The sequence below is a fragment of the Limosilactobacillus pulli genome (assembly GCF_947381555.1).
GTDB lineage: Bacteria > Bacillota > Bacilli > Lactobacillales > Lactobacillaceae > Limosilactobacillus > Limosilactobacillus pulli.
The window spans coordinates 17,487-44,368 of sequence record NZ_CANCWQ010000002.1 but is presented as its reverse complement, the minus strand read 5'-3'; the positions used below and the strand labels follow the sequence as shown (position 1 = coordinate 44,368).

Annotated in this window: 20 protein-coding genes; 15 read left to right on the top strand and 5 right to left on the bottom strand. The window is 47.2% G+C overall.

Annotated elements, in window-relative coordinates; all coding sequences use genetic code 11:
• Positions 1–22 precede the first annotated feature (22 nt).
• The 3 genes from dltB to QOS03_RS01000 are packed head-to-tail and all read right to left on the bottom strand — an operon-like array spanning position 23 to position 2,924.
• The gene (gene dltB, locus QOS03_RS01010) at positions 23–1,240 is read right to left on the bottom strand and encodes a D-alanyl-lipoteichoic acid biosynthesis protein DltB (protein ID WP_408612050.1); all 1,218 of its coding nucleotides are present in this window, start codon (positions 1,238–1,240) and stop codon (positions 23–25) included.
• Positions 1,237–2,772, bottom strand: coding sequence for a D-alanine--poly(phosphoribitol) ligase subunit DltA (gene dltA, locus QOS03_RS01005; protein ID WP_283575062.1), 1,536 nt, complete (start codon positions 2,770–2,772; stop codon positions 1,237–1,239). Before dltA ends, dltB begins: the two co-directional genes overlap by 4 nt.
• 11 nt (positions 2,773–2,783) lie before the next feature.
• Positions 2,784–2,924 carry a teichoic acid D-Ala incorporation-associated protein DltX gene (locus QOS03_RS01000; protein ID WP_006499288.1) on the bottom strand — a complete coding sequence of 47 codons (141 nt, stop codon included), beginning with the start codon at positions 2,922–2,924 and terminating at the stop codon, positions 2,784–2,786.
• 304 nt (positions 2,925–3,228) lie between these two features.
• Here QOS03_RS01000 and QOS03_RS00995 point away from each other — a divergent pair, with 304 nt between their 5' ends.
• The 6 genes from QOS03_RS00995 to QOS03_RS00970 all read left to right on the top strand — a co-directional run bounded on the left by QOS03_RS00995 (position 3,229) and on the right by QOS03_RS00970 (position 12,072).
• Positions 3,229–4,344 (top strand): exonuclease SbcCD subunit D, encoded by a 1,116-nt coding sequence (locus tag QOS03_RS00995; protein ID WP_283575061.1) that lies wholly within the window; start codon positions 3,229–3,231, stop codon positions 4,342–4,344.
• A 2-nt stretch (positions 4,345–4,346) separates the two neighbouring features.
• Entirely contained in the window at positions 4,347–7,460 is a 3,114-nt protein-coding gene (locus tag QOS03_RS00990; RefSeq protein WP_283575060.1) for an AAA family ATPase, read from the top strand.
• 285 nt (positions 7,461–7,745) lie between these two features.
• Positions 7,746–9,050 (top strand): serine--tRNA ligase, encoded by a 1,305-nt coding sequence (serS, locus tag QOS03_RS00985; RefSeq protein WP_169461823.1) that lies wholly within the window; start codon positions 7,746–7,748, stop codon positions 9,048–9,050.
• A gap of 158 nt (positions 9,051–9,208) precedes the next feature.
• On the top strand, positions 9,209–10,378 hold the full coding sequence (locus QOS03_RS00980; protein ID WP_283575059.1) for an MFS transporter: 1,170 nt from the start codon (positions 9,209–9,211) through the stop codon (positions 10,376–10,378).
• A 175-nt stretch (positions 10,379–10,553) separates the two neighbouring features.
• The gene (locus tag QOS03_RS00975) at positions 10,554–11,420 is read left to right on the top strand and encodes an amino acid permease (protein WP_283575058.1); all 867 of its coding nucleotides are present in this window, start codon (positions 10,554–10,556) and stop codon (positions 11,418–11,420) included.
• Positions 11,365–12,072, top strand: a complete 708-nt coding sequence (locus tag QOS03_RS00970) for an amino acid permease (RefSeq protein ID WP_283575057.1) — start codon at positions 11,365–11,367, stop codon at positions 12,070–12,072. Before QOS03_RS00975 ends, QOS03_RS00970 begins: the two co-directional genes overlap by 56 nt.
• On the opposite strand, the gene trpS is transcribed toward QOS03_RS00970, so the two are convergent.
• Together trpS and tyrS are read right to left on the bottom strand one after the other, a co-directional pair.
• The gene (gene trpS / locus QOS03_RS00965; RefSeq protein ID WP_169461820.1) at positions 12,047–13,072 is read right to left on the bottom strand and encodes a tryptophan--tRNA ligase; all 1,026 of its coding nucleotides are present in this window, start codon (positions 13,070–13,072) and stop codon (positions 12,047–12,049) included. The two genes, QOS03_RS00970 and trpS, sit on opposite strands and share 26 nt — an antisense overlap.
• A 249-nt stretch (positions 13,073–13,321) precedes the next feature.
• A complete protein-coding gene (gene tyrS / locus QOS03_RS00960) occupies positions 13,322–14,578 on the bottom strand; it encodes a tyrosine--tRNA ligase (RefSeq protein ID WP_283575056.1) in 1,257 nt (418 codons plus the stop codon).
• A gap of 581 nt (positions 14,579–15,159) precedes the next feature.
• On the opposite strand from tyrS, the gene QOS03_RS00955 reads away from it, so the two are divergent.
• From QOS03_RS00955 to QOS03_RS00915, 9 genes are all read left to right on the top strand, one after another.
• Positions 15,160–16,575, top strand: coding sequence for an ABC transporter substrate-binding protein/permease (locus QOS03_RS00955; protein ID WP_283575111.1), 1,416 nt, complete (start codon positions 15,160–15,162; stop codon positions 16,573–16,575).
• Between the two features lies 1 nt (position 16,576).
• Entirely contained in the window at positions 16,577–17,320 is a 744-nt protein-coding gene (locus QOS03_RS00950; protein ID WP_283575055.1) for an amino acid ABC transporter ATP-binding protein, read from the top strand.
• Between the two features lie 331 nt (positions 17,321–17,651).
• Entirely contained in the window at positions 17,652–19,016 is a 1,365-nt protein-coding gene (locus QOS03_RS00945; RefSeq protein WP_283575054.1) for an amino acid permease, read from the top strand.
• 597 nt (positions 19,017–19,613) lie between these two features.
• Entirely contained in the window at positions 19,614–21,023 is a 1,410-nt protein-coding gene (locus QOS03_RS00940; protein WP_283575053.1) for a basic amino acid/polyamine antiporter, read from the top strand.
• Positions 21,024–21,034: 11 nt separating this feature from the next.
• A complete protein-coding gene (locus tag QOS03_RS00935; RefSeq protein ID WP_283575052.1) occupies positions 21,035–22,156 on the top strand; it encodes an aminotransferase in 1,122 nt (373 codons plus the stop codon).
• Between the two features lie 495 nt (positions 22,157–22,651).
• Positions 22,652–23,854 (top strand): NupC/NupG family nucleoside CNT transporter, encoded by a 1,203-nt coding sequence (locus QOS03_RS00930; protein ID WP_283575051.1) that lies wholly within the window; start codon positions 22,652–22,654, stop codon positions 23,852–23,854.
• Between the two features lie 137 nt (positions 23,855–23,991).
• On the top strand, positions 23,992–24,912 hold the full coding sequence (gene rihC / locus QOS03_RS00925; RefSeq protein WP_283575050.1) for a ribonucleoside hydrolase RihC: 921 nt from the start codon (positions 23,992–23,994) through the stop codon (positions 24,910–24,912).
• A 272-nt stretch (positions 24,913–25,184) separates the two neighbouring features.
• Positions 25,185–25,910, top strand: coding sequence for a 16S rRNA (guanine(527)-N(7))-methyltransferase RsmG (gene rsmG / locus QOS03_RS00920; RefSeq protein WP_283575049.1), 726 nt, complete (start codon positions 25,185–25,187; stop codon positions 25,908–25,910).
• A 24-nt stretch (positions 25,911–25,934) separates the two neighbouring features.
• Complete coding sequence (locus QOS03_RS00915; protein ID WP_283575048.1) at positions 25,935–26,882, top strand: nucleoid occlusion protein; 948 nt, start codon at positions 25,935–25,937, stop codon at positions 26,880–26,882.

Genomic DNA, 26,882 nt, shown 5'->3' with positions numbered 1-26,882 from the left:
CTCCAAAAAATAAGTACTCAGATTAATGTTTGACAAACCACAGCGTGTTCAAAAAGCCGCAGAAGATCAAGAATGTAAAGACGACAAAGTTAAACGTAACAAACATGGCCACGCCCTTGGTAAAGGCATTGGTCTTGATGTGCAGGTGCTTGCGCTTGTAACGCAGCCACCAGTCATTAATGACCAGCGCGCTCCCGTGCAGGAAACCATAAAGAATGTAATACCATGTAACCCCGTGCCAAAAGCCCATGACCAGCATATTGATCATGTAGGCAACCGATGATAAGACGTTGCGGTTCTTGAACCAATGCTTCTTGCTGGCCAAAAAGACAAAGCGCATGAAGATGTAGTCACGGAACCAAAACGACAGCGTCATATGCCAACGATTCCAGAATTCCTTGATGTTTTTGGCAACGAACGGCTTGTTGAAGTTCATTGGCGTTTCAACGCCCATCAAGTAACTGATGGCCACGGCAAACAACGAGTAGCCGGCAAAGTCGAAGTATAGATCACCGGCATAGACGTAGGCCACGGCAACAACCCACCAGCTCAAGTGCGGTGCATACATTAAGGCCTGATGCTCAACGGCTGGCAGCCAGACCTGACCAAACAGGTAGGCTAAGACAAATTTGTACAAAAAGCCGATGAATAGATACTTAACGGCTTTATTGACCATCTCGAGATATTTTTCACGACTTGGGACCTTGCGATAGTCCTTGGAAAAGCGCCGGTAGCGATCAATTGGACCAGAAGTGATGGTTGGCATAAACAGCAAAAAGCGAATGAACTTCCACCAATTGATGTCTTTAACGGCACCATCACGCGTCTCAATAATTGTACCAACCGCCCGAAACGTCAGATAGCTGATGCCCAAAAAGCCCAACAGCGAATTGTGGCCAACCATGGCTGGCGTGAATTTAACGATGATGATCGGCAAAAGCGATAAAAAGGTCAGCAGATAAAAAACGCCGGCCGCGTTCTTTTGCTGGCGATAGTGGAAGTACCACATGACCAGAATCGTTTGATAGATCACATAGCCGATCAAAGAAAGCATCTGTGGGGCACTGGAGCCATCAAACATAAAGAACAGAAAAAGAAAACTGATAATTGCTTCATACCAGACCAGACGCTTGCCAAAATACAGGCTGATACCCATTGGCAAAATCGCAATCAGCAGGTAGATGAAGTAAGACGGCGTGCCATAAGCGGTATAGTTGGGAAGACTTTCAAGCCAGCTCATGATTGGTTGGCCTCCGCGATCATCTGCTTAACCGCAATCTTGCCATTGGCCGACTTAGGGAAGCTGTCAACGTAGACGAATTGGGTTGGCATCATGTAGTCCATGATCTTGCCGGTCAGGCTTTGGCGAATGGCCTGCGTCAGCTCTTTTTCATCCTTAAAGTCGTTTGGCTGGGCGATCACGTAGCCGATCAGGTGGCTGACCTGGTGCTTTTTGTTGTACTTAGGTACGGCTACGGCCTGTTTGATGTATTCGCTTAGTTCCAGACTGTTGCGGACCTCATCCAGCTCAACGCGAAAACCGTGCAGCTTAATCTGAAAGTCCATCCGGCCAATGATGTGGCGAATACCGTCTTGATCGATGAATCCTTCGTCACCGGTACGGTATGATTGAACGCCATTGTACTTAAAGAAGTTTTTAACCGTTTTTTCTGGATTGTTCATGTAGCCCTTTGCTACGCTGTCACCACTGATGATGATTTCACCACGCGCATTGGGTTCGCTGACGGGGTGATCGTCTTGCCAGATTGTGGTGGTAACGCCAGGCTTGTCATAGCCGATTGGCAGCCGTTCGTGACTGTTGGCCATGGCTGGCGTGATCTCCATGCTGGTAACGGCTACGGCAGCTTCCGTTGGCCCATAGGTATTGAAAACATGGGCATCCGGGAAACGCTTGAACAGCCGCTTAACGGTTGAGGTCGTCAATTCTTCGCCACAGAACACAAAATATTTAAGGTTAGGCATCTGTTCATGATTAAACTGTGGACTAAGCAATGCCATGTCACCAAAAGAAGGCGTACCGACAAAGACCGTGATGTCAAGTTTTGGCAGCGTGGTAAATAATTGGCCCAGGTTTTGGACGACTGACAATGGCAAGGTCTGGACCGTACTGCCCGAAAGCAGTCCCGTCAGCCAGTACATATGTGAGACGTCAAATGAAAATGGCACCTGGCCTAAATAGATCTGATGGTCCGGGATATTGAAACTGTCGCCACGCATCCAGTTAACAAATGAGCAGATGTTATCGTGGCTGATCTCGACTCCTTTTGGTGAGCCAGTCGTACCAGACGTAAACAGCACGTAGAATGGCTGATCGCCTGTGACCTCATGGGTAATCTCATAAGGCGTTTTTTTGGCAAAGATCTGTTCCAGCTCATATTTGTCGATTACGGCCCCATCATAATTTAATCTTTCAACGGGAAAGTCGTCGATGGCCACAACCAAGCGCGGATTAGCGGCATCAATAATTGACTGCATCCGTGGCAGAGCTGAGCCAACCTCGACAGGAATGTAAGCATGACCAGCTTTTAGGCCACCAACAAAGCCAGCCACCATTTCAAATTGATGGTCGCCATAAAACATGATGGGACCATTTTCGGGAACGATTTTTTCTTGGTCAAGCCAAGCGGCAAACGCATTGGAGTCAGCCAATAAATCTTGATATGTGTGAGTCTGACCCATTTCGTCATAGACGATGCGATCGGCATTTTCTTTTGCCACGCGGTCAAACTCGCGAACGATGTTAGAAATCATTTTTTCCTCCGCTAGAATTCATTATAGATAAATGGTGCCTGTCCAGCGCCATAGTATCCGTATAAATAGATCAAAAGCATTAAGACGATAAAATAAAAGAACGTTTTAAGCAGAAATCCAGCAACAGGGTGGCGTTTGAGAGCTGCCAACATTCACTAATCAACTCCTTTGCCTAATATTTTCTTGGAAAGGTACCACCTTACTATATACCAAATAGCGAAATTCAAATGTTAAGCCTTGCTTAAGAAAACTAACGGTTTTACAAACGAATCCCTTATTACTTATGCCAAAAACGTCTTAATATCGCTATTTATTAACCATTATCCAAGAAATAAATCGCTAGAAAATATTAACAAAATACGAAGAAATTTTGAATTTGAACCAAGTTAAGTTTCAGTTGGCATTATGATATAATGTTGACGATGCGAATGCTTGTTCGATGGAAAGGAAGGTCTCATGAGATTTTTACATACGGCCGATTGGCATATCGGTAAGAAACTGCATGATTTTTCGCTTGCTGAAGAGCAGGCCGCGGCGTTTGATCAGATTGAACAGCTGGCTAAAGATTATCAAGTCGATGCTGTCGTGATTGCCGGTGATCTGTATGATCGCGGGATGGCCAGCGAGGCAGCGGTGGCCCAGCTTAATGGCATGTTGAAACAGCTGAATCTAAATGATCATTTACCGCTTTTGGCCATTAGTGGCAACCATGATTCGGCCGCACGCCTTGCAACGGGCAGTGAATGGTTCGAGACAACCGATTTTTACCTGCATACGACGCTGGCCAGTGCGTTTGAGCCAGTTGTGATTGCTGATACGCAGTTTTTCTTGCTGCCGTTTTTTAATCTGCAAGAGGTCCGCAACTATTTTGATCAAGATGTTAAATCAGTTGGTCAGGCGATGGCTTTAATTGTTGAAAAAATGAAGCATTTGTTTGAACCAGACAAAAAACACGTTTTGGTGGCGCACTTTTTTGCGGCCGGCAGCTCACATACTGATTCTGAAATTCAAGTTGAAGTTGGAGGCTTGGATGCCGTGCCAACTTCATTGTTAAGAGATTTTGACTATGTAGCGCTGGGTCACTTGCATAATCCACGGGCCTTAAATGAAGAACGCATGCGCTATAGTGGCTCACCGCTCAAATTTTCGGTTTCTGAGGCCAATATTCAAAAAGGAGTCTGGATCGTTGATACTGACCCATTCAAACTAACTTGGGTACCCTTGCAGCCATTGCATGATCTGGTGGTTTTAAAGGGATCGTTTAAAGAACTGACAACGGGTGATCTGGCCGTTAAATACGATCAGACACAAGACTATGTAGCTATTCAACTGACCGATACAAAGCTGATCGATGATTTGATGAATCGACTGCGCATTCACTATCCAAAAATTATTGAAATTAATCGTCCCAATCAGCAAAGCAATGCAGATCTTAAGACGATGCAGACGGCCAAAATGGATCCGATGTCATTATTAAACGAGTTTTATGGCATGGTTCATACTGATCAAAAGCTTGATGATCAGCAGCGTCAATGGGCACAAGATGCTTTAACCGAAATTGAGGAGGGGTAAAAATGAAGCCGTTAAAGCTCAAATTAGAAAACTTCGGCTCATATGTCGATGAAACCATTGATTTTACTGAATTTGATGAAGTGCCGCTCTTTTTGATCAGTGGTAAAACGGGCAGTGGCAAGACAACGATTTTTGATGCAATGTGTTTTAGCCTGTTTGGTTCAACGACTGATGATGACAATCGTAATGGTCGGACGGCGGAAAAACTGCGCTCTGACTTTGCCGACGCTAAAGAATTGACCCGGGTAACGTTTTGGTTTGAGCATCAGAAAAAAAACTATCAGGTTGTTCGCGAACCCAAGCAGGATCGCCATAAAACGCAAAAGGTCAATCTTTTCTATGAAAAAAATGGGCAAAAAAAAGAAATTACCAAGGTTACTGATGCCAACCACTTTATTGAAGATCTTTTAGGCATCAACGCTGAGCAGTTTCGTCAGATTGTATTGCTGCCGCAAGGAAAGTTTCGTGAGTTTTTGGAATCAGACAGCAATAACAAAAACGAGCTGTTGGCTGAATTGTTTGGTACGCAACTGTATGCTGATTGGACGCAAAAAATGAAAGATCAGCTGACGACAATGCAGACGGCCAGCCATGACAGTCAAAAACAGATGGAACAGCTGATGATGGGCATTACCGAGCTGGCTGATCAAAAAGAACCTGCGCAATGGCTGAAAACAGCTGCAGAACTGATGCAGCAGCGTCAACAAGCACTTGAAAAACAGACTCAGGATGCCAAAGCAGCACAAGCCAAAGCTGAGAAACTGAATGAGCAGTTTCACGTGGAACAAAATCTGCAGCAGGCTTATAATGAACTGGCAAAAAGCCAGGCAGCCAAACAAGAATTGGATCAGCAGCTGCCAATGATTCAAAGTCAGCAGTATCTGATTGATGAGTTGCAGTGGGCTCGTCAGCAACAAAGTGAATATGATGCCTGGCAATTGGCCCAGTCGACGGTACTGGGGCTGAAAAATAGTTTGAAACAGCGCAAAAGTCAAGCCGAACGTCTTGATCAACAGCTGCAGAATTTACAAAAGTCCAGTCAAGCGCTGCAAGCTCAGCAGCCACTGATCGATCAAATCAATCAACAAAAAATTGCCTTGGAAAATCAATTGCCGCGCTACCAGGAAACGGCGATCCTCAAGCAGCAGATTCAAACTGAACAACAACAGTTAAAGCACTTGACTGATGAGGTACAGTCCGCCCAGACTACTACCCAGCAGCAGACAAATCAGGTAGACCAATTAACAAGACAAGCTCAAAAACTGCAGCAGCAGACTGACAGCCGCTTGATTGAAAGGCAGCTTGAAGCACGCAATGTCAGCCAAAAATTATTGGAACGACTCCAAACGCTGCAGCAGCATCATCAAGTAATCGTCAAACAACAAAATAGTCTGCAGCAGGCTAAGATGGCTCAAAAACAAGCGACTCAAAATTACCGGGCGGCACTGACTGAGTTTCAAACTGCTGATCAAAAACACGCGGCCTTACAGATTGCTGAACTGGCTACACATTTAAAGCCTGGCTATCCTTGTCCAGTCTGCGGCTCAATCGAGCATCCACAGCCCGGCAATCTGGTTGCTCAAGTTTCACTGGATGAGATTCAAGCTGCCGGCAGTGCTTTAAAACAAGCACGCCAGGAACTGGATGATGCACAGGCTCAACTGGCCAAGACGCAGGAAAAAGAGTACGGTTTAGAAGAACAGCTGAAAGATCAAGTTCAAGACTATACTGACGAGCTAACGCAGCTAAAAGATGCCAGTCAGCTGCCAGATGCAGATTTTGATCAGCTGACTCTAGAACTGCGGCAGCGTGCTCAAACGGCTGAAAAAGATTATGCCCAAACACAGATGGCGATCCAAGAATTAAAGACAATCCAGCAGCAACAGCAAGCTGAACAGCAAAAATTAGATCAATTGACCCAACGTCAACAAGAACTAGACCAAACGCGTCAGCAGCAGGCGGCAAAAATGGCTGAGCTTAATGGTGAGCTGACGGCCAAATTAAAGCAGCTGCCAAATGAGTTTGCTGATTTGAATGCGGCCCAACAGCAGGTTCAAGTCTGGCAAAATCGGCTGCAAAAATATCAGCAGCAAACCGAGCAGACTCAAGCTGAATTACAAGATTATCAAAAACAGGCAGCTGCTGTTCAGGCTACCATCAAGCGGGATCAAGAAAGTCTGGCTGAGCAATTACAGCGCGCGCAACAGTTGCAGGAAACGCTGCAGCAGGCTTTGCAAAACCATGACTCTAAAGCAGAATGGTCAAGGTTTGAAACTGACTTTAAACAGTTGAATCAACTGGAAAGTCTGCAGCAAACCGTCAATAACTATCAGCAGGCCATTAAGGTCAATCTTGATCGCTACCAGCATCTTCTAAAAGAAATCAATAATCGACCAAGACCACAAATAGCTGCTACTCAACAGGCATTAAATAAAGCAGCTGAGCAGCGCGACCAAAAACAGCGTGAGCTAGGCCAGTTAAAAGAACAGTTTGGCCAACAGCAAAAAACGGTGCATCAAGTTGAAGAACTGCAAAAAGTGCATGGTGATCAGCAGGCTGAGCTGGATCGATTGGCTGATCTGGTCAATACTATGAACGGTAAGAATAACTCGAATCTGTCATTGGAACGCTATGTTTTGCGCCACTACTTTAAAGCGGTTTTGGAAAATGCCAATCGGCGGCTGTATGATCTGACCAATGGCCGCTATGAATTTGTTTTGGATGATAATAGCGGCTCCAATACCAAATGGAGCGGCTTGGAGGTCAGCGTCAGAGATGGTGATGTCGGTAAGGTGCGCAGCGTGCATACCTTATCTGGTGGAGAGACGTTTGTAGCCTCGCTGGTAATGGCGCTTTCATTGGGGGAGATCATTCAGCAGCAGGCTGGCGGGATTCAAATTGATGCTTTATTTGTCGATGAAGGGTTTGGCTCATTGGACCCCGATGCATTGAATAAGGCACTTAATGCTTTGCAGACTTTGGAAGGTAATTCGCGCATGGTTGGGATCATCAGTCACGTTGCTGAGTTGGAAGAACGGATTCCCGACCAGCTTAAGGTCAGCTCAAAAGAGGGCAAGAGTCACGTCAGCTATCAGCATGACTTTGCGGTAAATTAGTCGAAAATGTTGCCAAATAAATCAGGATGTAATAAGATAGCGATGATATAAAACACGAAGACATTTTAAAGTAGATCCCAAGAGAGCTGGCGGTTGGTGCAAGTCGGCGATCGAAACTCCGGTGTCGTTAAATGTGGGCGGGTAATGCCGCACGGAATCATGACCGTTATCCATGCAGAGCGTGACAAATATTTGTCAAACTTGGGTGGTACCGCGGAACCAGAGCCATTTCGTCCCAAAATAAGGATGAAGTGGCTCTTTTTATATACCTAGGAGGAATTTTAGATGCTCGATATCAAGAAGATTCGCAAAGATCCTGAATTCTTTAAGCAAAAGCTGGCGACGCGCAACGTTGATCCAAAGGACATTGATGAAGTGCTGGCCCTGGATGAAAAGCGGCGTGAACTGCTGCAGCAGACCGAAACGCTGAAGGCTAAGCGCAACGCGGCCTCCAAGAAGATCGGTGAAGCTAAGCGCAATCACGAATCAGCTGATGAGGCCATTGCTGAGATGCGTCAGGTTGGCGAAGACATCAAGAAATTAGATGTCGAAGTTGAAGAAAACGACACGATCTTAAATGACAAGCTGGCCCACTTGCCAAACGTACCGCGTGATGGTGTGCCAGTTGGTCCTGATGAAGACAGCAACCGCGAAGAATACAAGGTTGGCGAACCAACTAAGTTTGACTTTGAGCCTAAGCACCACTGGGATCTGGGCGAAAAGCTCGGTATCTTGGACTTTGACCGGGCTGCCAAGGTTTCGGGTGCCCGCTTTGTCTACTACGTTGGTCTGGGGGCTCAATTGGAACGCGCCGTCTACAACTTCATGTTGGATGAACACATGAAAGAAGGCTACACGGAAGTTCTGCCACCATACATCGTTAAGGCACAATCCATGTATGGTACTGGTCAATTCCCTAAGTTTAAGGAAGGCGTCTACCAGGTTAACGGTGAGGACATGACGCTGATTCCAACGGCGGAAGTTCCTTTGACCAACTACTTCTCTGGTGAGGAGATCCCAACCGACAAGCTACCGGTATACGTAACGGCACTGTCGCCATCGTTCCGTTCTGAAGCTGGCTCGGCCGGCCGTGATACACGTGGTCTGATCCGGATGCACCAGTTTAACAAGGTAGAAATGGTTAAGTACGTTAAGCCGGAAACCTCATTTGACGAACTGGAAAAGATGACTAAGAATGCCGAAAACATTTTGCAAAAGCTTGGTCTGCCATATCACGTTATCACGCTGTCGACTGGCGACATGAGCTTTACTTCGGCTGAAACGCACGATATCGAAGTCTGGATGCCAGCCCAAGACAAGTACCGTGAAATCTCCAGCTGCTCGAACTGTACCGACTTCCAGGCACGGCGGATGCACATTACCTACCGTGACGAAAATGGCAAGCTGCAGCTGGTACACACGCTGAACGGCTCTGGTTTGGCGGTTGGTCGGACGGTAGCTGCCATCTTGGAAAACTACCAAAATGCCGATGGTACGATCACGGTTCCAGAAGTGCTGGTACCTTACATGCACGGTATTACCAAGATCACGCCAGAAAACGCAGTGCCATTTAATTATCTGCACAAGTAAAATCCAAGCAGCGGTCGCGTTTGGAGTCTGCTGTTGATGTCTGGTAAACTAGAGACAAAGAAAGTTTCAACCAAGCCAGACACGGAAAAATAAAGCCCCTTGCCGTGTCAGCCTGCTGCACGGCAAGGGGCTTTAATGTTTAGAAAGGGTGCATATTTATGCCACGCCAATCCATCAAGCTCAAGTGGCTATTCATGGCAAGCCTGCTCAATAATGCTGGCGCCGCGATGCTGTGGCCACTAACGACGATCTACGTGCATGAGTACTTGAATAAATCCATGACAGTCGCGGGCTTGGTAATCTTTTTCAGCTCCATGGGAATGATGTTTGGCAATTACCTGGGCGGCTGGCTGTTTGACAACTGGAAGCCATATGCGGCTGCTGTGATTACCGTAACGGTCGCCACCGTGGGTAATATTTTGATGATTTTCTTTCATGGCTGGCCGATGTTTCCGATTCTGCTGGCGGTGATCTGCTTTGCGGACGGTTCAGGACTGACGGTAATCAACTCCTATGGCTCAGCCGTCACGGGACACACTGCCCGCTACGTCTATAATATGCTGTATATGGCGCTTAATGTGGGGGTCGTAGTTGGAACGCTGCTGGTCGGAACGCTGTTGGACCTGGGGATCGAGATTGTCTTTATCGTGGCCAGCATCTGTTATGGCGCCTACCTTTTGATCACAGTGCTGCATTTTAACGTTGACGTGCGGCCCAAATCAGCGGTTAAGAACCAGCAGGCCGCGGCGGTTAAGAGTCCGCGTCATAACGTCCACATCGTTTATGCCTACTGTTTGTGTCTGGTAACGGTCTATTTGAGCTATGCTTTATGGGAAAGCGTCATGTCGGTGCACATTACCGATATGCATATTCCGTTCTTTGCCTACAGTCTATTATGGACGATCAATGGCGCGGTCATCGTTTTGGGCCAGCCGCTGGTTACCCGACTGGCAGACTATCTGTCGGTTAAGCGGCAAATCATTATTGGGATTGCGATCTTTGCCATCTCGTTTCCGCTGCTGATCTGGGTGCACAGTTTTGCGATGTTTGTCGTTGACTTTGTGATTCTGACGATTGGAGAAATGGTCGGGATTCCTTCCGTGCCGGCTTATATCGATGTCTTGACCGTCGCGGAGGAAACCGGTAAGTATCAAGGCATGCCCAACGTTGCCATGTCGATTGGCCGGGCGCTGGGACCGGTGTATGGCGGCTGGATGGTTGACCAGGCCGGCTATAACTTCTTGTTTGTCTCGGTCTTTTTCATGATGCTGGTTACCTGGCTGTACGCGATCATGGTTTCAAGACGCTCAGTCAAGATTATTAAGTAAAAATGACCTGTCAATTGTGGCAGGCCATTTTTTAATTTCTGCGTTATTTTGGCATAGATGATAATGGCTATCGAAAATTAATGCGCCGCCTGCAGATAGCCAAGACCATAATATATGTAGAAATGAAATCGTTTTCGAAAAAAGGAGTGGATATTTAGAGGGGACGGCGATTGTAATGACGAATTCAAAGGTACGGGATAATCAGTTAAGCTTTGCCGGGCTGGTCGCAATCTGTGTCAGTGCCATGATTGGTTCGGCAATTTTTGATCTGCCCAAAAACATGGCGACGGTTGCGGGGGCAACAGCGCAGATTCTAGCCTGGATTACGACAGGGATTGGCATGTGGCTGACTGCTGAGGTCTTTATGATTCTAAGTGCCGTAAAGCCTGATTTGACGGCCGGTATGTATGATTATGGCGTCGAAGGGTTTGGACCATTTGTCGGCTTTTTGACCGCGTGGGGATATTTTGTGTCCAACTGTGCGACCAATGCAGCGTTCGCGGTATTGGTCATGAATACACTCAACTACTTTTTCCCTGGTACGTTTGCCGGTGGCAACAATTGGCCGTCGATGATCGGGGCCTCGCTTTTGACTTGGGGGATGATGGGGTTGACGTTAAAAGGCACTAAATCTTCCAACCGGATGCAAAAAATTGCCATGATTTTCTTAATGATCGTAATCACCGTCTTGATCATCTCCTTAATGGGCAACTTCAGCTGGCAGAAATTCACGACGGACATGCAGGCCAACGTGGTAATGCCATCCGTACATAATCTGAATCTGGGCAGCGTATCAAAGCAGACGCTGGCAACGATGATGGTTACGCTGTGGATGTTTAGCGGCATTGAAGGAGCAGCAGTCATGGCCGGTCGAGCCAAAAAGCGCAGCCAGGTTAAAAATGGCTACGATGGTCGGATTTCTGATCTGCATTACGATCGATATTTTGATCAGTCTGCTGTCGCTGGGGGTATTCTCATATGCTTAGTTGATACGTCTGGCCTCGCCTTCAACGGCTGCGATTCTGACCAGCATCTGGCATAACATCTGGGGCCGCAACATCATCAGTCTGACATTGATCTTAACGGTGTTGGCCAGCTGGATCTCTTGGCTGGAAATGATTTGTGAGCTGCCACAGCATGCCGCTAAACAAGATGGTGCCTTCCCAAAGGCGTTTGCCAAGACCAATGCCAATGATCAGCCAGTATTTGCTATTTTGGTAGCAACCATTACGATTCAAGCGATTATTCTGATGGCACATTATGATGGCCAAGCTTATGAAAAACTGCTTTTAATCAGTGCTGCGACAACGATTCCACCATATCTGGTTGCTGAGGCCTACTTGTTTAAGATCGCGCTGCATCGCGAATACGGCGGCAAGCACAACCCTAAGCGGGGGATGATTGTTGCGGGCCTGGCCTTTGTCTACACAATGCTGATGGGAATTTCGGCGGGCTTAAAGTATACCGTGGCCGAATTCATCGTTTATTTAATTGGGATGCCGATGTATCTGTATGCTCGTCGTCAGTATGGTCAACAAATCTTTACGCATGCGGAAAAGATTTTGGCTGCCGTGATTATCGTGATTGCCGTTTATGACGCTGCTTTCACTGGGCCACTAAATGAGTATCAAAAAAGCTTTGCGCAAAATCTGCGCAAAGCTTTTTCAATTAGGCAAAGTAGTCCAGGCCCATAGCGTGACGGACTTCAGCCAGCGTTTGGTTGGCTACTTCATTGGCATCGGCACAGCCTTGCTTGAGCATGTCGTAGACGGCAGGAATGTCCTTGGCAAACTCAGCGCGGCGCTCGCGAATTGGCTTAAGCTCGTTGTTTAAGACCTCAAACAAGTAGCGCTTGATCTTAACGTCGCCCAGGCCACCAGCTTGATATTGTTCCTTTAATTCCTGCACCTTTTCCTTATCGGGATCAAAGATGTCCAGGTAGGTGAAGACGACGTTACCTTCAATATGGCCAGGATCCTCAACGTGAATGTGGGTTGGATCAGTGTACATGGACATGACCTTCTTTTGCAACGTCTTTTCGTCATCGCTTAAGTAGATGGCATTGCCCAAAGACTTGCTCATCTTGGCGTTGCCGTCCAGACCAGGAATCCGTCCTTGTCCTTTGGGCGGGAAAATCCCTTTTGGCTCAACCAGAATGTCGCCATAGATATTATTGAATGAACGGACGATTTCCCGTGCCTGTTCCATCATTGGCTCCTGGTCATCGCCAACCGGTACCAGCTCACACTTAAATGCCGTGATATCAGCGGTTTGGCTGACAGGATAAGTTAAAAAGCCGGCCGGAATTGAACGGTTAAAGTTCTTCTGCTGAATCTCGGCCTTAACGGTTGGGTTGCGTTCCAGCCGTGATAACGTAACCAGGTTCAAGTAGTACATGTTGAGCTCGGATAAAGCAGGAATCTGTGATTGAATGTATATCGTTGACTTGGCTGGGTCCAGACCAACTGCCAGATAGTCTAAGGCGACTTGAATCAGACTGTTGTGGATTTTTTCGGGATCACGGGCATTGTCGGTCAAAGCCTGCTGATCGGCAATCATGATGAACATGTTGTAGTTGCCGCTGTTTTGCATTCGCACGCGTTCCTTTAGTGAGCCAACGTAATGGCCAATGTGCAGCTTACCGGTTGGCCGGTCGCCGCTCAAAACGACTTTTTTGCTAGGATCAAACTTCATAAGAAAAACTCCTTTCAGCACCAAAAAAGACCGCCCTCTCCAAATGAGAATAGGACGATCTTTACCGCGGTGCCACCTAATTTAGGGGAAAGCCCCTCACTTAAATGCTTTGATTCAGTTGTTGGCACCGCTCCATTTCGCTTAGCCGCGACTCCTCTCAGCAGTTGGAATCTCTCTGTCAGTGGTTTTGCTACTAACGCACGGTACATATTAGCTACATTATAACGCGAAAACCGTTGCTTGGGTCAACTACTTCTTGACCCGTGCCAGCCAGTAGCGCTTCTTACCCTTGCGCACGATTACGAACTTGCCGTCAAAATGCGTGCTTGGATCGATTTCAGCATTCTCGTCCGTGATTTGTTCGCCGTTGATGCGGATGGCACCGTTCTTGACGTCTTCGCGGGCTTGACGACGGGAAGGCTCGATCTTGGTGTCGTCAACCAGCCACAGGATAATGTTCTGCTTTTGGTTGGCAACCTCAACTGAAGGCATGTTCTTAAAGCCTTGTTCGATTTCGTTGGCCGTTAAATCGGCAACGTCGCCGGAGAACAGGGCCTTAGTGATGCGTTCGGCTTCTTCAACGGCCTTTTCGCCATGGACGAACTTGGTAACTTCGCGTGCCAGCGTCTTTTGGGCCTCGCGCTTCCATGGCTCGGTCTTGACCTTTTCGGCCAGGGCATCGATTTCTTCTTTGCTCAGGAAGGTGAAGTACTTCAGGTATTTAATGACATCGCGGTCGTCCTGGTTGATCCAGAACTGGTAGAATTCGTATGGCGTCGTCTTTTCTGGATCCAGCCAGACTGCGCCGCCTGCTGTCTTACCGAACTTGGTGCCGTCTGCTTTGAGCATCAGCGGAATCGTCAGTCCATAGGCTTTGGCGTCGGGGCCTTCAATCTTATGAATCAGATCAATCCCGGAAGTAATGTTGCCCCATTGATCAGCCCCGCCGATCTGCAGGTGAACGTCATTATGCCGGTAGAGATGCAGGAAGTCGATGGACTGCAGGATCTGGTAGGTAAACTCGGTGTAGGAGATCCCGGTTTCCAAACGGCTGGCTACGACTTCCTTATTCAGCATCGTGTTTACGCTGAACAGCTTGCCGTAGTCGCGCAGAAAGTCGATCATGCTCAGTTTGGACAGCCAGTCATAGTTGTTGACGATGGTGAAGTTTTCCGTCCCGAACAGCTTGATCATCTGGTTGGTCAGGGACTTAACGTTGTGCTCCAGCTGTGATTCCGTCTGCAGGGTCCGTTCGGTTTTGCGCCCGGATGGATCCCCAATTGCACCAGTCCCGCCCCCGATGATGATAACGGGATGGTGGCCGGCCAGCTGGAATCGCTTCAGCATCATAAACGGAATCAGATGGCCAATGTGCAGGCTGTCGCCGGTTGGGTCGGTCCCGCAGTAGAGGCCGATCTTTTCATTTTCCGTCAGTTCGCGCAGGCCTTCTTCGTCAGTTACCTGATTAACGGCACCGCGCCAGGTCAGTTCATCAATAATATTCATTTAAATACCTCCAAAAAATGTCATGAGGAACGAAAAACGTCCCAGAACCGCTTAACGGCTCTGGGACGAATTGCTCGTGGTACCACCCATCTTCGTGCATGACGCACCTCATTGACTTCAGTTCAGCGACGTTGCTGCAGGATTGTAATTCGCCAAACGACTGTGTGCCGGTTTTCAGCTGGGCCGGTTTTCTTTGAACAGGGAGTCGCTGCCTACTGAGTTCCTGCGCGTCTTAGTTAGAGGTATTTAAACATGAATTTGTGCAAAAAGTCAAGTCACTTAAGAATGTTAAATCGACAGCGGTTTCAAAATTAAAAGTTAATAGTTGCCAAAAAACTGGTTAATTGAATTTTAGATTTACTTAATTAAGTTTTTTGGAATAGTTACATTCTTTAATTAATTATTATGGCCTTACAATGTTAATTGTTCATGGTTTTGACATGATTATATTTCTTTTTATATTAAAAAGATGATAAAGTATTCAGTACGCGAATATTAGTAAATGGTTAAAAAATAAGTAAAAAGGAGTGAGGAATTTGAAGAAGTCATGGTTGCAACGCACAATCATCAGCTGCACGGTAATGCTGATGGCAACGTTCGCTGGATTATTTGTCAACAAGCAGGTGGCGCATGCCGAACAGACATACACGATCGGGGTTGTCGACACCTTTGCTCCCTTTGAAATTCAGAACAAACAAGGGACTTATACCGGCAAGAATCCCGGCATTGAACCAGAAATGATTCGAATGATCGCTAAGCACGAGCATTTCAAGTATCGATACAAGATCATGAGCTTTAACGCCATTCTGCAGGCCATGCAGTCTGGTCAGATCGATGCGGGTATGGGTGGGATGAGTGTTACCGACGAACGAAAGGCAACAATCGACTTTTCAACTTCCTACTACAAAGACGGGATTGTCATGGCGGTCGGCAAGAACAGCAAGATCACCAAGATGAGCCAGTTAAAGGGCAAGACCGTTGACGTTAAGTCTGGTTCGGCCGGGGCATTGTATGCTGAATCTATCAAGGATAAGTACGGTTTTAAGATTAAGTACTTTACGACTTCCAACTCAATGTGGAACGATGTTAAGAGCGGCAACGGGGCGGCTACGTTTGATGACGGTCCGGTGCTGCAATACGGGATCCGCAACGGGATGGCTTTGAAGATCGTTACTAAGCAGATCAACGCTACGCCAATTGCAATCGGCTTTAAGAAGGGGCAAAACAAGGAACTGCAAGCCAAGATCAACGATGGGATCAAGTGGATGCAAGAAACTGGCCGCATGAAGAAGCTGATTAACAAGTACACCAAGGGCAGTGCTACCAAGACGGAAAGCAGCAAGGACCGCACGATCTTTGGCTTAATCAAGAACAACCGCAAGGCCCTGCTGACTGGTCTGTGGGAAACAATTAAGCTGACAATCATTGGTTCACTGTGCGCTTTGGCGTTCGGTCTGGTATTAGGGGTTATGGGAATCGCAGAAGGCAAGTTCTGGAAGGGCCTTTCCAGCACGATTATCTACATCTTCCGTGGCATTCCTATGATGGTGCTGGCCTTCTTTATCTACATTGGGCTGCCAAACGTAATTGGCCAAAAGATTCCGCTGTTTACGGCTGGGGTCTTGACTTTGATGCTCGATGAAGGGGCCTATGTTGGTGCCATTGTCCGTGGTGGCTTTGAAGCCGTTGACGTTGGTCAGTGGGAAGCTGCCCGCAGTCTGGGGCTGCCATACTCCAAGGCGCTGGTTAAGGTTATCGCGCCGCAAGGACTGAAAATCATGGTGCCATCCTTGGTTAACCAATTGATCATTACGCTGAAGGACACCTCGATTCTTTCAGCAATTGGGGTCATGGAACTGACGCAGACAGGGACGGTCATCATTGCCCGGAACATGGAAGGGTTCAAGATGTGGCTGATCATTGCCGTAATATACATGATCATCATTACGCTGCTGACGTGGCTGTCGAATTACGTTCAAAAGAGAATGGAGGCATAGCATGGACAAGCAATACAAGGTACAAGTCAAGGACCTTCACAAGAGCTATGGCGAAAATGAGGTCTTAAAAGGGATCGATCTAGCCATTAAGCCAAGTGAGGTTGTCTGCATGATTGGGCCTTCTGGTTCGGGTAAGAGTACGTTTCTGCGCTGCCTGAACCGCTTGGAAGTGCCAAACAGCGGTCATATCTATATTGATGGCTACGACATTGCCGACCCGAAGACTGACATCAACCTGGTACGGCAAAACATCGGGATGGTGTTCCAACACTTCAATCTGTTCCCTAACATGTCAGTGATTGATAACATCACGCTGGCACCAGTGGAACTCAAGAAGATGAGCAAGGAAGAAGCCCACGAAGCTGCCTTGCACTACCTCGATATCGTTGGTTTGAAAGAAAAAGCCAATGTTAATCCACAGACGCTTTCTGGTGGGCAAAAGCAGCGGGTGGCAATTGCCCGTGCTCTGGCCATGAAGCCGGACGTGATGCTGTTTGACGAACCAACCAGTGCCCTTGACCCGGAAATGGTTGGTGATGTTTTGGGCGTTATGCAGGACCTGGCCAAAGAAGGAATGACCATGATGGTTGTGACCCACGAAATGGGCTTTGCCAAGCGGGTGGCTGATCGCGTGGTATTCTTCCATGATGGCAAGATCCGCGAAGATGGTACGCCAGAACAAATCTTTGACCATCCACAGCACCCAGATACCCAGAATTTCCTTAACAAAGTCTTAAATGTTTAAGGATTTGTTCGATATTTCTGGATTTTAGGTTTGACAAACGTTGCAAAATCATTATAATAATTAGTAACTTTTAATTATTGGTCGATTTACAGAGACCCGCTGCTCAGCTGCAAGCACGGGATCGATCTTATGGCATCAACGTTGAAATAAAGGGTGGTTCCTCTATCGACTGCTAGAGCGGCAGGCATATAAGATGTCTGCAAGATGGGTGGAACCGCGTTGAAAAACGTCCCTGACACAAGTTAGTGTCAGGGACGTTTTTATTTGCGTCAGTGTTGCCGCCCTCCTGTACAGGAATATTTGTCATTGAGAGTTTTACAGGAGAGAAAGTATGGATGAACAACAAGAACAAAAACTATCGCGGGCGCTGAAAAGCCGTCATATCACGATGATTGCCATTGGTGGGGCAATCGGGACCGGGCTGTTCTTAGGCTCGGGTTCGGCCATTCACGCTGCGGGTCCTTCGATCATTTTATCTTACCTGATCGTGGGGATCTTCTGCTTCTTTATGATGCGGGCCTTGGGTGAACTGATTTTAGCTGATACTACCAAGCACTCGTTCATTGATTCGGTCAAGGAATACCTGGGCGACCGCATGGAATTCGTGGCCGGCTGGACTTACTGGTCATGCTGGCTGAGTCTGGCAATGGCCGATCTGACCGCAACTGGGATCTACCTGCGCTACTGGTTCCCTAATCTGCCGCAATGGATCGGTCCGTTGGTCATCATCGTCTTATTGATGCTGGTCAACATGATCAACGTGGGGCTGTTCGGTGAAATGGAGAGCTGGTTTGCAATGATCAAGGTGATTGCTATTCTGGCTTTGATCGTTATCGGGCTGATTATGGTTTTCGTTCACTTCCCAGTCAAAGGTGCTGATCCGGCATCATTTACCAATCTGTGGTCGCACGGCGGGTTCTTCCCGAAAGGTATCCTTGGTTTTCTGATGAGTTTTCAAATGGTTGTCTTTGCCTTTGTCGGAATTGAAATGGTTGGGCTGACGGCTGGGGAAACTAAGGATCCCAACAACGACATTCCTAAGGCAATCAACACGCTGCCAGTACGGATCGGATTGTTCTACATTGGCTCGATGATTGCCATGATGTCTGTTTATCCATGGAACATGATTAAGACAACCTCCAGCCCATTTGTTCAGCTGTTTCAAGCAGTTGGGATTCCAGGGGCGGCTGCCATCTTGAACTTCGTGGTATTGACGGCTGCCATGTCAGCAACCAACAGTTCAATCTTTAGTACCAGCCGTTCGCTGTATGCTTTAGCAACTGGCCACAACGCACCGGCTAAATTTGCCAAATTAAGCAATCAAGCGGTGCCAAACAACGCTTTGCAGTTCTCGTCATTGATTTTATTTATCGTTGTTATCTTGAACTACATCATGCCAGCCGGAATCTTTAACATTGTTTCTGGGGTCTCAACGATCAACTTTGTCTTTGTCTGGCTGATCATTTTGTGGTGTCACATTGCTTATCGCAAAAAGCATCCTAAAGGCGTGGCTGCTTTCAACATGCCAGGATTCCCATTTACCAGCTGGCTGACGATTATCTTCTTTATTGCCATTTTGGTAATTCTGTTCTTTGTTAAGTCAACTCGTTTGCCATTGCTGATCAGTTTTGTCTGGTTTATCGCGCTGTTTGTTGGCTATACGGTCGTTGATAAACGTAAGCAGGCTAAAGATTAAAAAGATTTTATACCAAATCAAAAAGCCTGTTTAGATCATTTGATTTAAACGAAAAAAATTGGAAAATCGTATAATTAAGATAACGCTTCCATTGCCTTGGTGACACGGTTTAAGTTGACTTTTAACTGTGGAGATTTTATAATAAAAGCATGGAAGAAACCTCATCCGTTGCAAATTGTAAATGTATCCAGCAATCGCCTATAGCTGGAGCGATGGCAGCATAACACATCCCACATCACACAATATAAATTGAATTTCCTGAAGAAAGCTTGTTAACTAACTAAATCTAGTGGCCGTATCTAATGTACAACCTTATTTGAGAACGTCGACAATTGAAGTTGCATAAGATCTCTTGGCATAAAGAGACCGAATTAAGTAAGCAAGGTAAATAATCGAGTTTTGATATTTAGTATGGCAACGGCAAGCGCTTCTTCCCAAAAGACCTGGTGATCATCACCGGGTCTTTTATTTTGTCTAAGTGTAAGCGCTTGAGATTCAGCCCAGAAATCGGTAAACTGACATCAATCATCAGCAACTGTTTGCCTAAAATTGATAATTTGTGCAGAATCTAGGCAAAACTGTACTAAGGGGGACGCAATGGAAAATACAAAGACGATTGGCCGCTTTGAGCTGACGGCGTTGATTGTTGGGGCTACGATTGGCTCGGGAATCTTTGGCATCAGCAGCGATCTGGCCAATGCTGCCGCACCAGGACCGGCAATCTTAGGCTGGCTGATCGTGGGATTGGGTGTCTGGTGTCTGATTGCCTCGTTGAATCATCTTTTGGTCCGTCATCCTAAACAAGATGCTGGCATTTTTGCCTATGCGGGGCTGGTCTTTGGTCCGTTAGGCGAATTCATCTCGGGTTGGGCATACTGGCTGGATTCTTGGCTGGGCAACCTGGCCTTTGCTACGATTGTAATGAGTGCGTTGGGGACGTTTTGGACGGTTTTTAAGGGTGGTCAGAATCTGCCGTCAATTTTGCTGGCGATTTTATTAACGATCATTTTCACCGTAATTGTCAGCTACGGCGTTGAGACTACGGCACTGCTTAATTTATTGGGGACGATTGCCAAGTTGATCCCACTTTTGATTTTTGTAGTTTTCGCTATTTTGGCATTTCACTGGCCGACATTTATTCATAACTTTTGGTGCCTTGCCCAATCAAACGACAACCCGACGCTGAGCATCTATCATCAAGTTAAAAATTCACTGATGGTAATGATGTGGCTGTTTATGGGCGTTGAGAGTGCCTCGGTCATGGCCCGCCGCGCCAAGCGTCATCATGATGCCGTAGCAGCTTCATTTGGCGGCTGGCTGATTTTATTGGTTGTCTATCTGTTGGTTTCATTATTGCCTTATGGGGTCATGACAAGATCACAGTTGTCTGGTGCTTCCCAACCTGCTATGGGCACGATTTTAAGTCAGCTGGTGGTACCATGGGGCGCGGCTTTAATCAGCACTGGTTTGATTATTTCAGTGCTGGTGGCCTGGCTTTCTTGGACCATGCTGCCAGCCGAGGCATTTTTGATGATGGAAAAAGATCAGGTCTTGCCGCGCGTGTTTGGCAGGCTTAATTCGCATCGTGCCCCAACGTTTGGGCTTTGGGTCACGGCCATCGTACAGTGTCTGTTCTTGTTCTCACTGCTGTTTACGACTTATGCATATCGTTTTGCCTATACACTGGGTACGGCAGCCGGCTTGATCGTTTACTTTTTCGTGGGGCTGGATCAGATTAAAGACAGTCTGCAAGAGCATGACTACGGACAATTGATTATTGGCATTTTGCTGACGATTTTTGAGCTGCTTTCACTAGCCTTGGCGGGTTGGCGACAAGTGATGGTATTGTCGTTGAGTCTGTTGCTGGGATTTTTGATCTATTGGCAGGCGCGCCGTTTGCATAAGCAGCGATTAACCAAAGGCGAGTGGCTGACAATGGCTTTAATCAGTATTCTGGCCGTTGTTTCATTGATTTTGATATTAAACAAGACGATTCCAATTGAATAGGAGGAAGGATTATGGTTGAGATTGCACCATTTGGCGTAGAAGCCTGGTTAAACAAGTGGGAAAAAAGCGCCCGCTATGACATCTCGCAGAGCACGATTGCATCAATGACGATGGATGAGCTGATGAATCTGGACGGTCATCACGGCGCAGAATTTTATGAGATGCTTAATGCCCAAAAGATGAACTATGGCTGGATTGAAGGCTCCCCCAGCTTTAAGACCGAAGTTGCCAAGCTCTATCGCCACGTAGATCCGCACAATATTCTTCAGACCAATGGCGCAACGGGAGCCAATTTATTGGCACTGTATGCTCTGGTAGAGCCTGGTGACCATGTAATTGCCGAATACCCTTCCTATCAGCAGCTTTACGACATTCCAAAGTCGCTAGGGGCCGAGGTTGAATACTGGCACATTCATGAAGAAGCTGATTGGTATCCAGACATCAATGAGCTAAAAAAACTGCTACGGCCAGATACCAAGCTGATCTGTCTAAATAATGCCAACAATCCAACCGGGACCGTTTTGGATCGTGATTTTTTGCAAGAGGTCGTTGATTTGGCTAGCCAGGTAGGCGCCTACATTTTGGTTGATGAGGTCTATTTACCATTGGATCAGCCCGAAAAGTTCGTTTCCATCGTGGATCTGTATGATAAAGGAATCGCTACCAACTCACTTTCTAAGACGTATTCGGTACCGGGAATCAGAATCGGCTGGACGGCTACCAATGCCGCATTGGCCGAGCGTTTTCGTAAATATCGCGACTACACGATGATCTGCGGTGGAGTCTTTAATGATCTTTTGGCGACCTATATACTGCGGCATAAAAAGCAGGTGCTGGTACGCAATCGCAAGCTGGTTTTAGGTAATTTGAAGATCTATCAAGACTGGATTGAACATGAAGAACGGGCCAGCGTGGTGATACCACAAGCAGTTTCGACATCATTTCCCAAGCTGGACGTACCAGTTAATATTCACCAGTTCTGTGAGCAGCTGCTAGCTGACCAGGGCGTATTGCTGGTGCCGGGGGACGCGTTTGATACGCCGGGACACGTCAGATTGGGCTACTGTGCGCCGGAAAAGACGCTTAAAGAAGGGTTGAAACGACTTTCAAAAGCCTTGCATCAATACGACTGATAACGGACTTTGTTCAATTTCAAACGTTTGCATTTTTCACTAAGTGTTTAATTTTTTGCCAATCAAGATATTTTGACGTGGTATACTAAAGATCCTTGGCAGGGGCAGCGAGGCTGATAACCACTTAATTGTAAGTGGTTACAGTCTCGTTTTTCTTTTGGCTGGTTAAATGGTCTAGCAAACAACATATGAAACTTTAAACGTTTTACCGAGGAAATCAGAAAAAAGTTTGTGAAATTTAAATCACACTTCTTTAACATTCTTTTAAGTTTTGCCTTGTTTTAAAACGATTTACTTACGAACATTGCTGATAACGGTTTCATAGTTTCACAAAGTTGGCAAATGTATGCGGTTTACAGTTTTACAAAAGATGGGTATATTATTATGGCACGCAAGATTTCTTGGTTCGACTGCAATTATTCCGCTATTCTGAGATGCCAAGAAATTGCGATTGAGAAAAAGTTAGATTCAGTTTTTAAGAAAGGTGTTATATCCATGTATCTTGCAATTAACATTCTTGGGTTGCTTGTCTTCTTGGGTATCGGTTTTCTGTTCTCTAAGGACAAAAAAGCGATCAACTGGAAAGCAATTGCTATCATGATCGTATTGAACCTGGTCCTGGCCTGGTTCCTGACTGGTTCAGCTGCTGGTCGTGCCGGCGTTAAGGCCGCTGCCGACGGTTTTGCTTGGATCGTCAATATTTCTGCTAAGGGTACTGTTTTTGCCCTGGGTGCCTGGTACAATGTTAAGAACCTGAACTTCATCTGTTCTGCGTTGATGCCAATCCTGATGATCGTTCCACTGTTCGACATTTTGACTTACATCGGCTTCTTGCCATGGATCATCAAGTGGATTGGTAAAGGTCTGTCATTCATCACGGGTCAGCCAAAGTTCGAATCATTCTTTGCCGTTGAAATGATGTTCCTGGGTAACACGGAAGTTCTGGCCGTTTCCGGGATGCAAATCCGTAAGCTGACCAAGGCTCGTAACCTGACCATCGCCATGATGTCCATGAGCTGTGTTACGGCTTCGATCCTGGGTGCCTACATCCAAATGATGCCTGGTCAATTTATCCTGACTGCCGTTCCAATCAACATCGTTAACTCACTGGTTGCTACCAGCCTGCTGAACCCAGTTACGGTTACTGAAGCAGAAGACACGATTGAAAAAGTTGGTAGTTCTGAAGACGGTAAGAAGGAACCATTCTTCAGCTTCCTGGGCGACTCCATCCTGGGTGCCGGTAAGCTGATCCTGATCATCGTTGCTAACGTTGTTGCCTTCGTTGCTCTGGCTGCTTTGATCGATGCCATCCTGGCTCTGTTCTGGAAGCAATTGTCTTTGGAAAGCATCCTGGGTGTCATCATGTTCCCATTTGCTTGGCTGCTGGGTCTGCCTGTTCACCAAGCATGGATGCTGTCACAAGACATGGGGATGAAGCTGGTTACGAACGAATTCGTTGTTATGGGTGAAGTTACGGGCAAGATTGCTTCCTACCCACACCACCTGCAAGCCGTTCTGACCACGTTCGTTACTTCCTTTGCCAACTTCGGTACGCTTGGTATGATCATTGGTTGTTTCAAGGGTATCGCCGACAAGGAAACCAACGACTACATCGCTCAAAACATTGGCTACCTGCTGCTGTCTGGTATCTTGGTATCACTGCTGTCTGCAGCCTTTGTTGGTCTGTTCGTTTGGTAAGATCTACGACTGCATGCGCCTAACGCGTTTTGCCAGTCAAAAGGGGGCTGGCCGTCCATTCCGGTTGGCCCTTTTGTTTCCTAGAAAAGTAAAAGCGCTTACTGACACTTGATCGTAATTTTAAGGAGGAATTCGTGATGACAACGAAGATTATTATGGACACTGATCCTGGTATTGATGACGCAGCTGCTTTGACGATGGCAATCAACAGCCCAGAACTTGACTTGAAGCTGATTACGGCGGTTGCTGGTAACGTTTCAGTTGACAAGACGACGGCCAATGCCTTGAAGATCGTTAACTTCTTTGGCAAGCAAGCCGAGATTCCGGTTGCGGAAGGGGCCAAGGAACCTTTGATTAAGCCTTTTGAAGACGCCGCGCGGATCCACGGTGCGTCGGGGATGGAAGGCTACGACTTTGGCAATGACTACGGTGCCCCAATTGAAAAGAGCGCCGTACAAGCCCTGCGCGATGCCATCCTGGCCGAAGACGAAATCACGCTGGTGCCAACTGGTTCCTACACCAACATTGCGCTGCTGTTCAAGGAATTCCCAGAAGTTAAGAGCCACATCAAGCAAATCGTTGCGATGGGTGGTTCCCTGACTGGCGGTAACATGACCAGCGTTGCTGAATTCAACGTCTTCACTGATCCTCATGCGGCTGAAATCATGTACAAGTCTGGCGTGCCAATCGTAACGGTTGGTCTGGACGTTACGCTCAAGGCCTTGCTGACGCAGGACAGTCTGAACGCCATCAAGGACATGAATGAAACTGGTAAGATGCTTTACGGTCTGATCAGCCACTACAACGACGTCAGCGCTGAAACTGGCGGTCACCCAATGCACGACGTCAACACGATCTTCTACCTGCTGCACCCAGAAGCATTTACGACCAAGGACGTTTGGATTGACATTCAAACTGATGGTCCGGCAATCGGTGCCATGGTTGGCGACATTCGTGGTGCCTACCATGACGGCAAGACTAACGCCAAGGTATGTGTTGACATCGACGCGGCTGCCTTTAACAAGTGGTTTGTTGAAGAAGTCGGCAAGATGCGCTAAAACCAAATAATCATCTGAAGGCTGACCAGTTTTCAGATCAAAAGCCGATTGATTCGCCAAACGCGATTCAACCGGCTTTTTGTGTATCTTGAACCAACGTTGAAAATGGTCCGTTACCGTTGCTGGATACGGGGCTGACAGCGGGTTTATCGAGCTAGCGCGACGGCATTTAAAAATCCGCTGGAAATCGTTGGAGTGCTTGAAACAATGGCTTTTTTGGGGTAAAGTAATGGAGTATGTGAAACATCTTCCTGTTTCACAAAGGAGGACTTATGACACCGGAAGAATTTCGACGGGCACTGCAGGATCACGGCATTGAACTGACTGATTCTCAGATGGCTCAATTTGCGACTTATTACGAGGATCTGGTGGCCACCAACGAACATGTCAATCTGACGGCCATCACGGATCAAAAAGAAGTTTATCTCAAGCATTTTTATGACTCGTTGACGGGAGCCTTAGCTGAACCTCGTCTGCAGACTGAAGCATTAACGCTTTGCGATATTGGCGCGGGGGCCGGCTTTCCATCGCTGCCGCTTAAAATTGCTTTTCCGCAGTTAAAGATTACGATCGTGGACTCATTGAACAAGCGGATCAAATTCTTGGACGACTTGGTCAATAAGCTGGGGCTAAACAACGTCAACTTGATTCATGATCGGGCTGAGACCTTCAGCGCCAAAAAGAGCCCATATCGTGAAAGTTTTGATGTGGTAACGGCACGGGCCGTAGCCAGACTGTCGGTTTTAAGCGAGCTGTGTCTGCCAGCGGTCAAGGTCGGCGGCGAGTTTATCGCTTATAAGGCCAGTGCCGCTAAAGACGAGCTGCAAAAGGGCGGTAAGGCGGTCAAAGCATTGGGCGGTCAGGTTGATCATACGACTAAGCTGACGCTGCCTGGTACGGATGAGGAACGCAACTTGATCGTAATTGAAAAAGTTGCCGCCACGCCGAAAAAATACCCTCGGCGCCCAGGGTTACCCAACAAGCAGCCAATTGAGTAGATGAGTAGAAAAGAGGACTGAAACATGGCATTTTCACTGTTTGGCCTTGGCAAGCACCAAGCCGCCAGCGAAACCAAAAATCAAGTCGTTGAGATTCCGGTTGCCGCCATCGTGCCCAACCAGTATCAGCCCCGCAAGGTTTTTGATCAGACCGAGATTCAGGAGCTGGCCCAGACGATCAGTGAGCACGGTCTGCTGCAGCCAATCGTAGTGCGCAAGTTTCGCCCAGGCGAATACGAGATTATTGCCGGCGAGCGGCGGTTCAGAGCCGTTAAGCTGCTGGAGTGGGAAAAGATTCCGGCAATCGTTGAAAAAATGAGTGATGCTGAATCGGCTTCCTTGGCGCTGATCGAAAATCTGCAGCGCGCTCAATTGAGTCCGGTAGAAGAAGCCCAGGCCTATAAGCAATTGATGGAATTCAACAACCTGACTCAAGCAGCCCTGGCCAAGGGAATGGGTAAGAGTCAATCGTTCGTGGCCAATAAGCTGCGGCTCTTAAAACTGATCAAACCCGTCCAAAATGCAATTTTAGATGGTCGCATCACTGAACGGCATGGTCGCGCCTTGCTGGGATTAGACGAAGATCAGCAGCGCACGCTTTTGATGGAGATCGTCAACCAGCACTGGAACGTTCGTGAAACCGAAGATGCCGTGGCTAGACTCTTGGGTAAGCCAACCAGTGCCGAAAAAGCTGCTCAACAGGCTCTTGAGCAGGCAGCTGAAGCTAGTGATGCTGCTGAACCGGCTCAAGCTTTATCTGAACCGGCAAAGCAGACTGCTAAGACACCAGCTAAAAAAACGCGGACCAAGAAAAAGCAGCCTAAATCGATCAAGGTCAATGACCCACGCATTGCCGTCAACACCATCAAGCATTCCATCAAGATGGTTAAAGACAGCGGCGTGGCAGCCAAGGTCAGTGAAAAAGATACTGAGGATTCATACGAGATTACCATTCGCATTCCGAAGCACTAA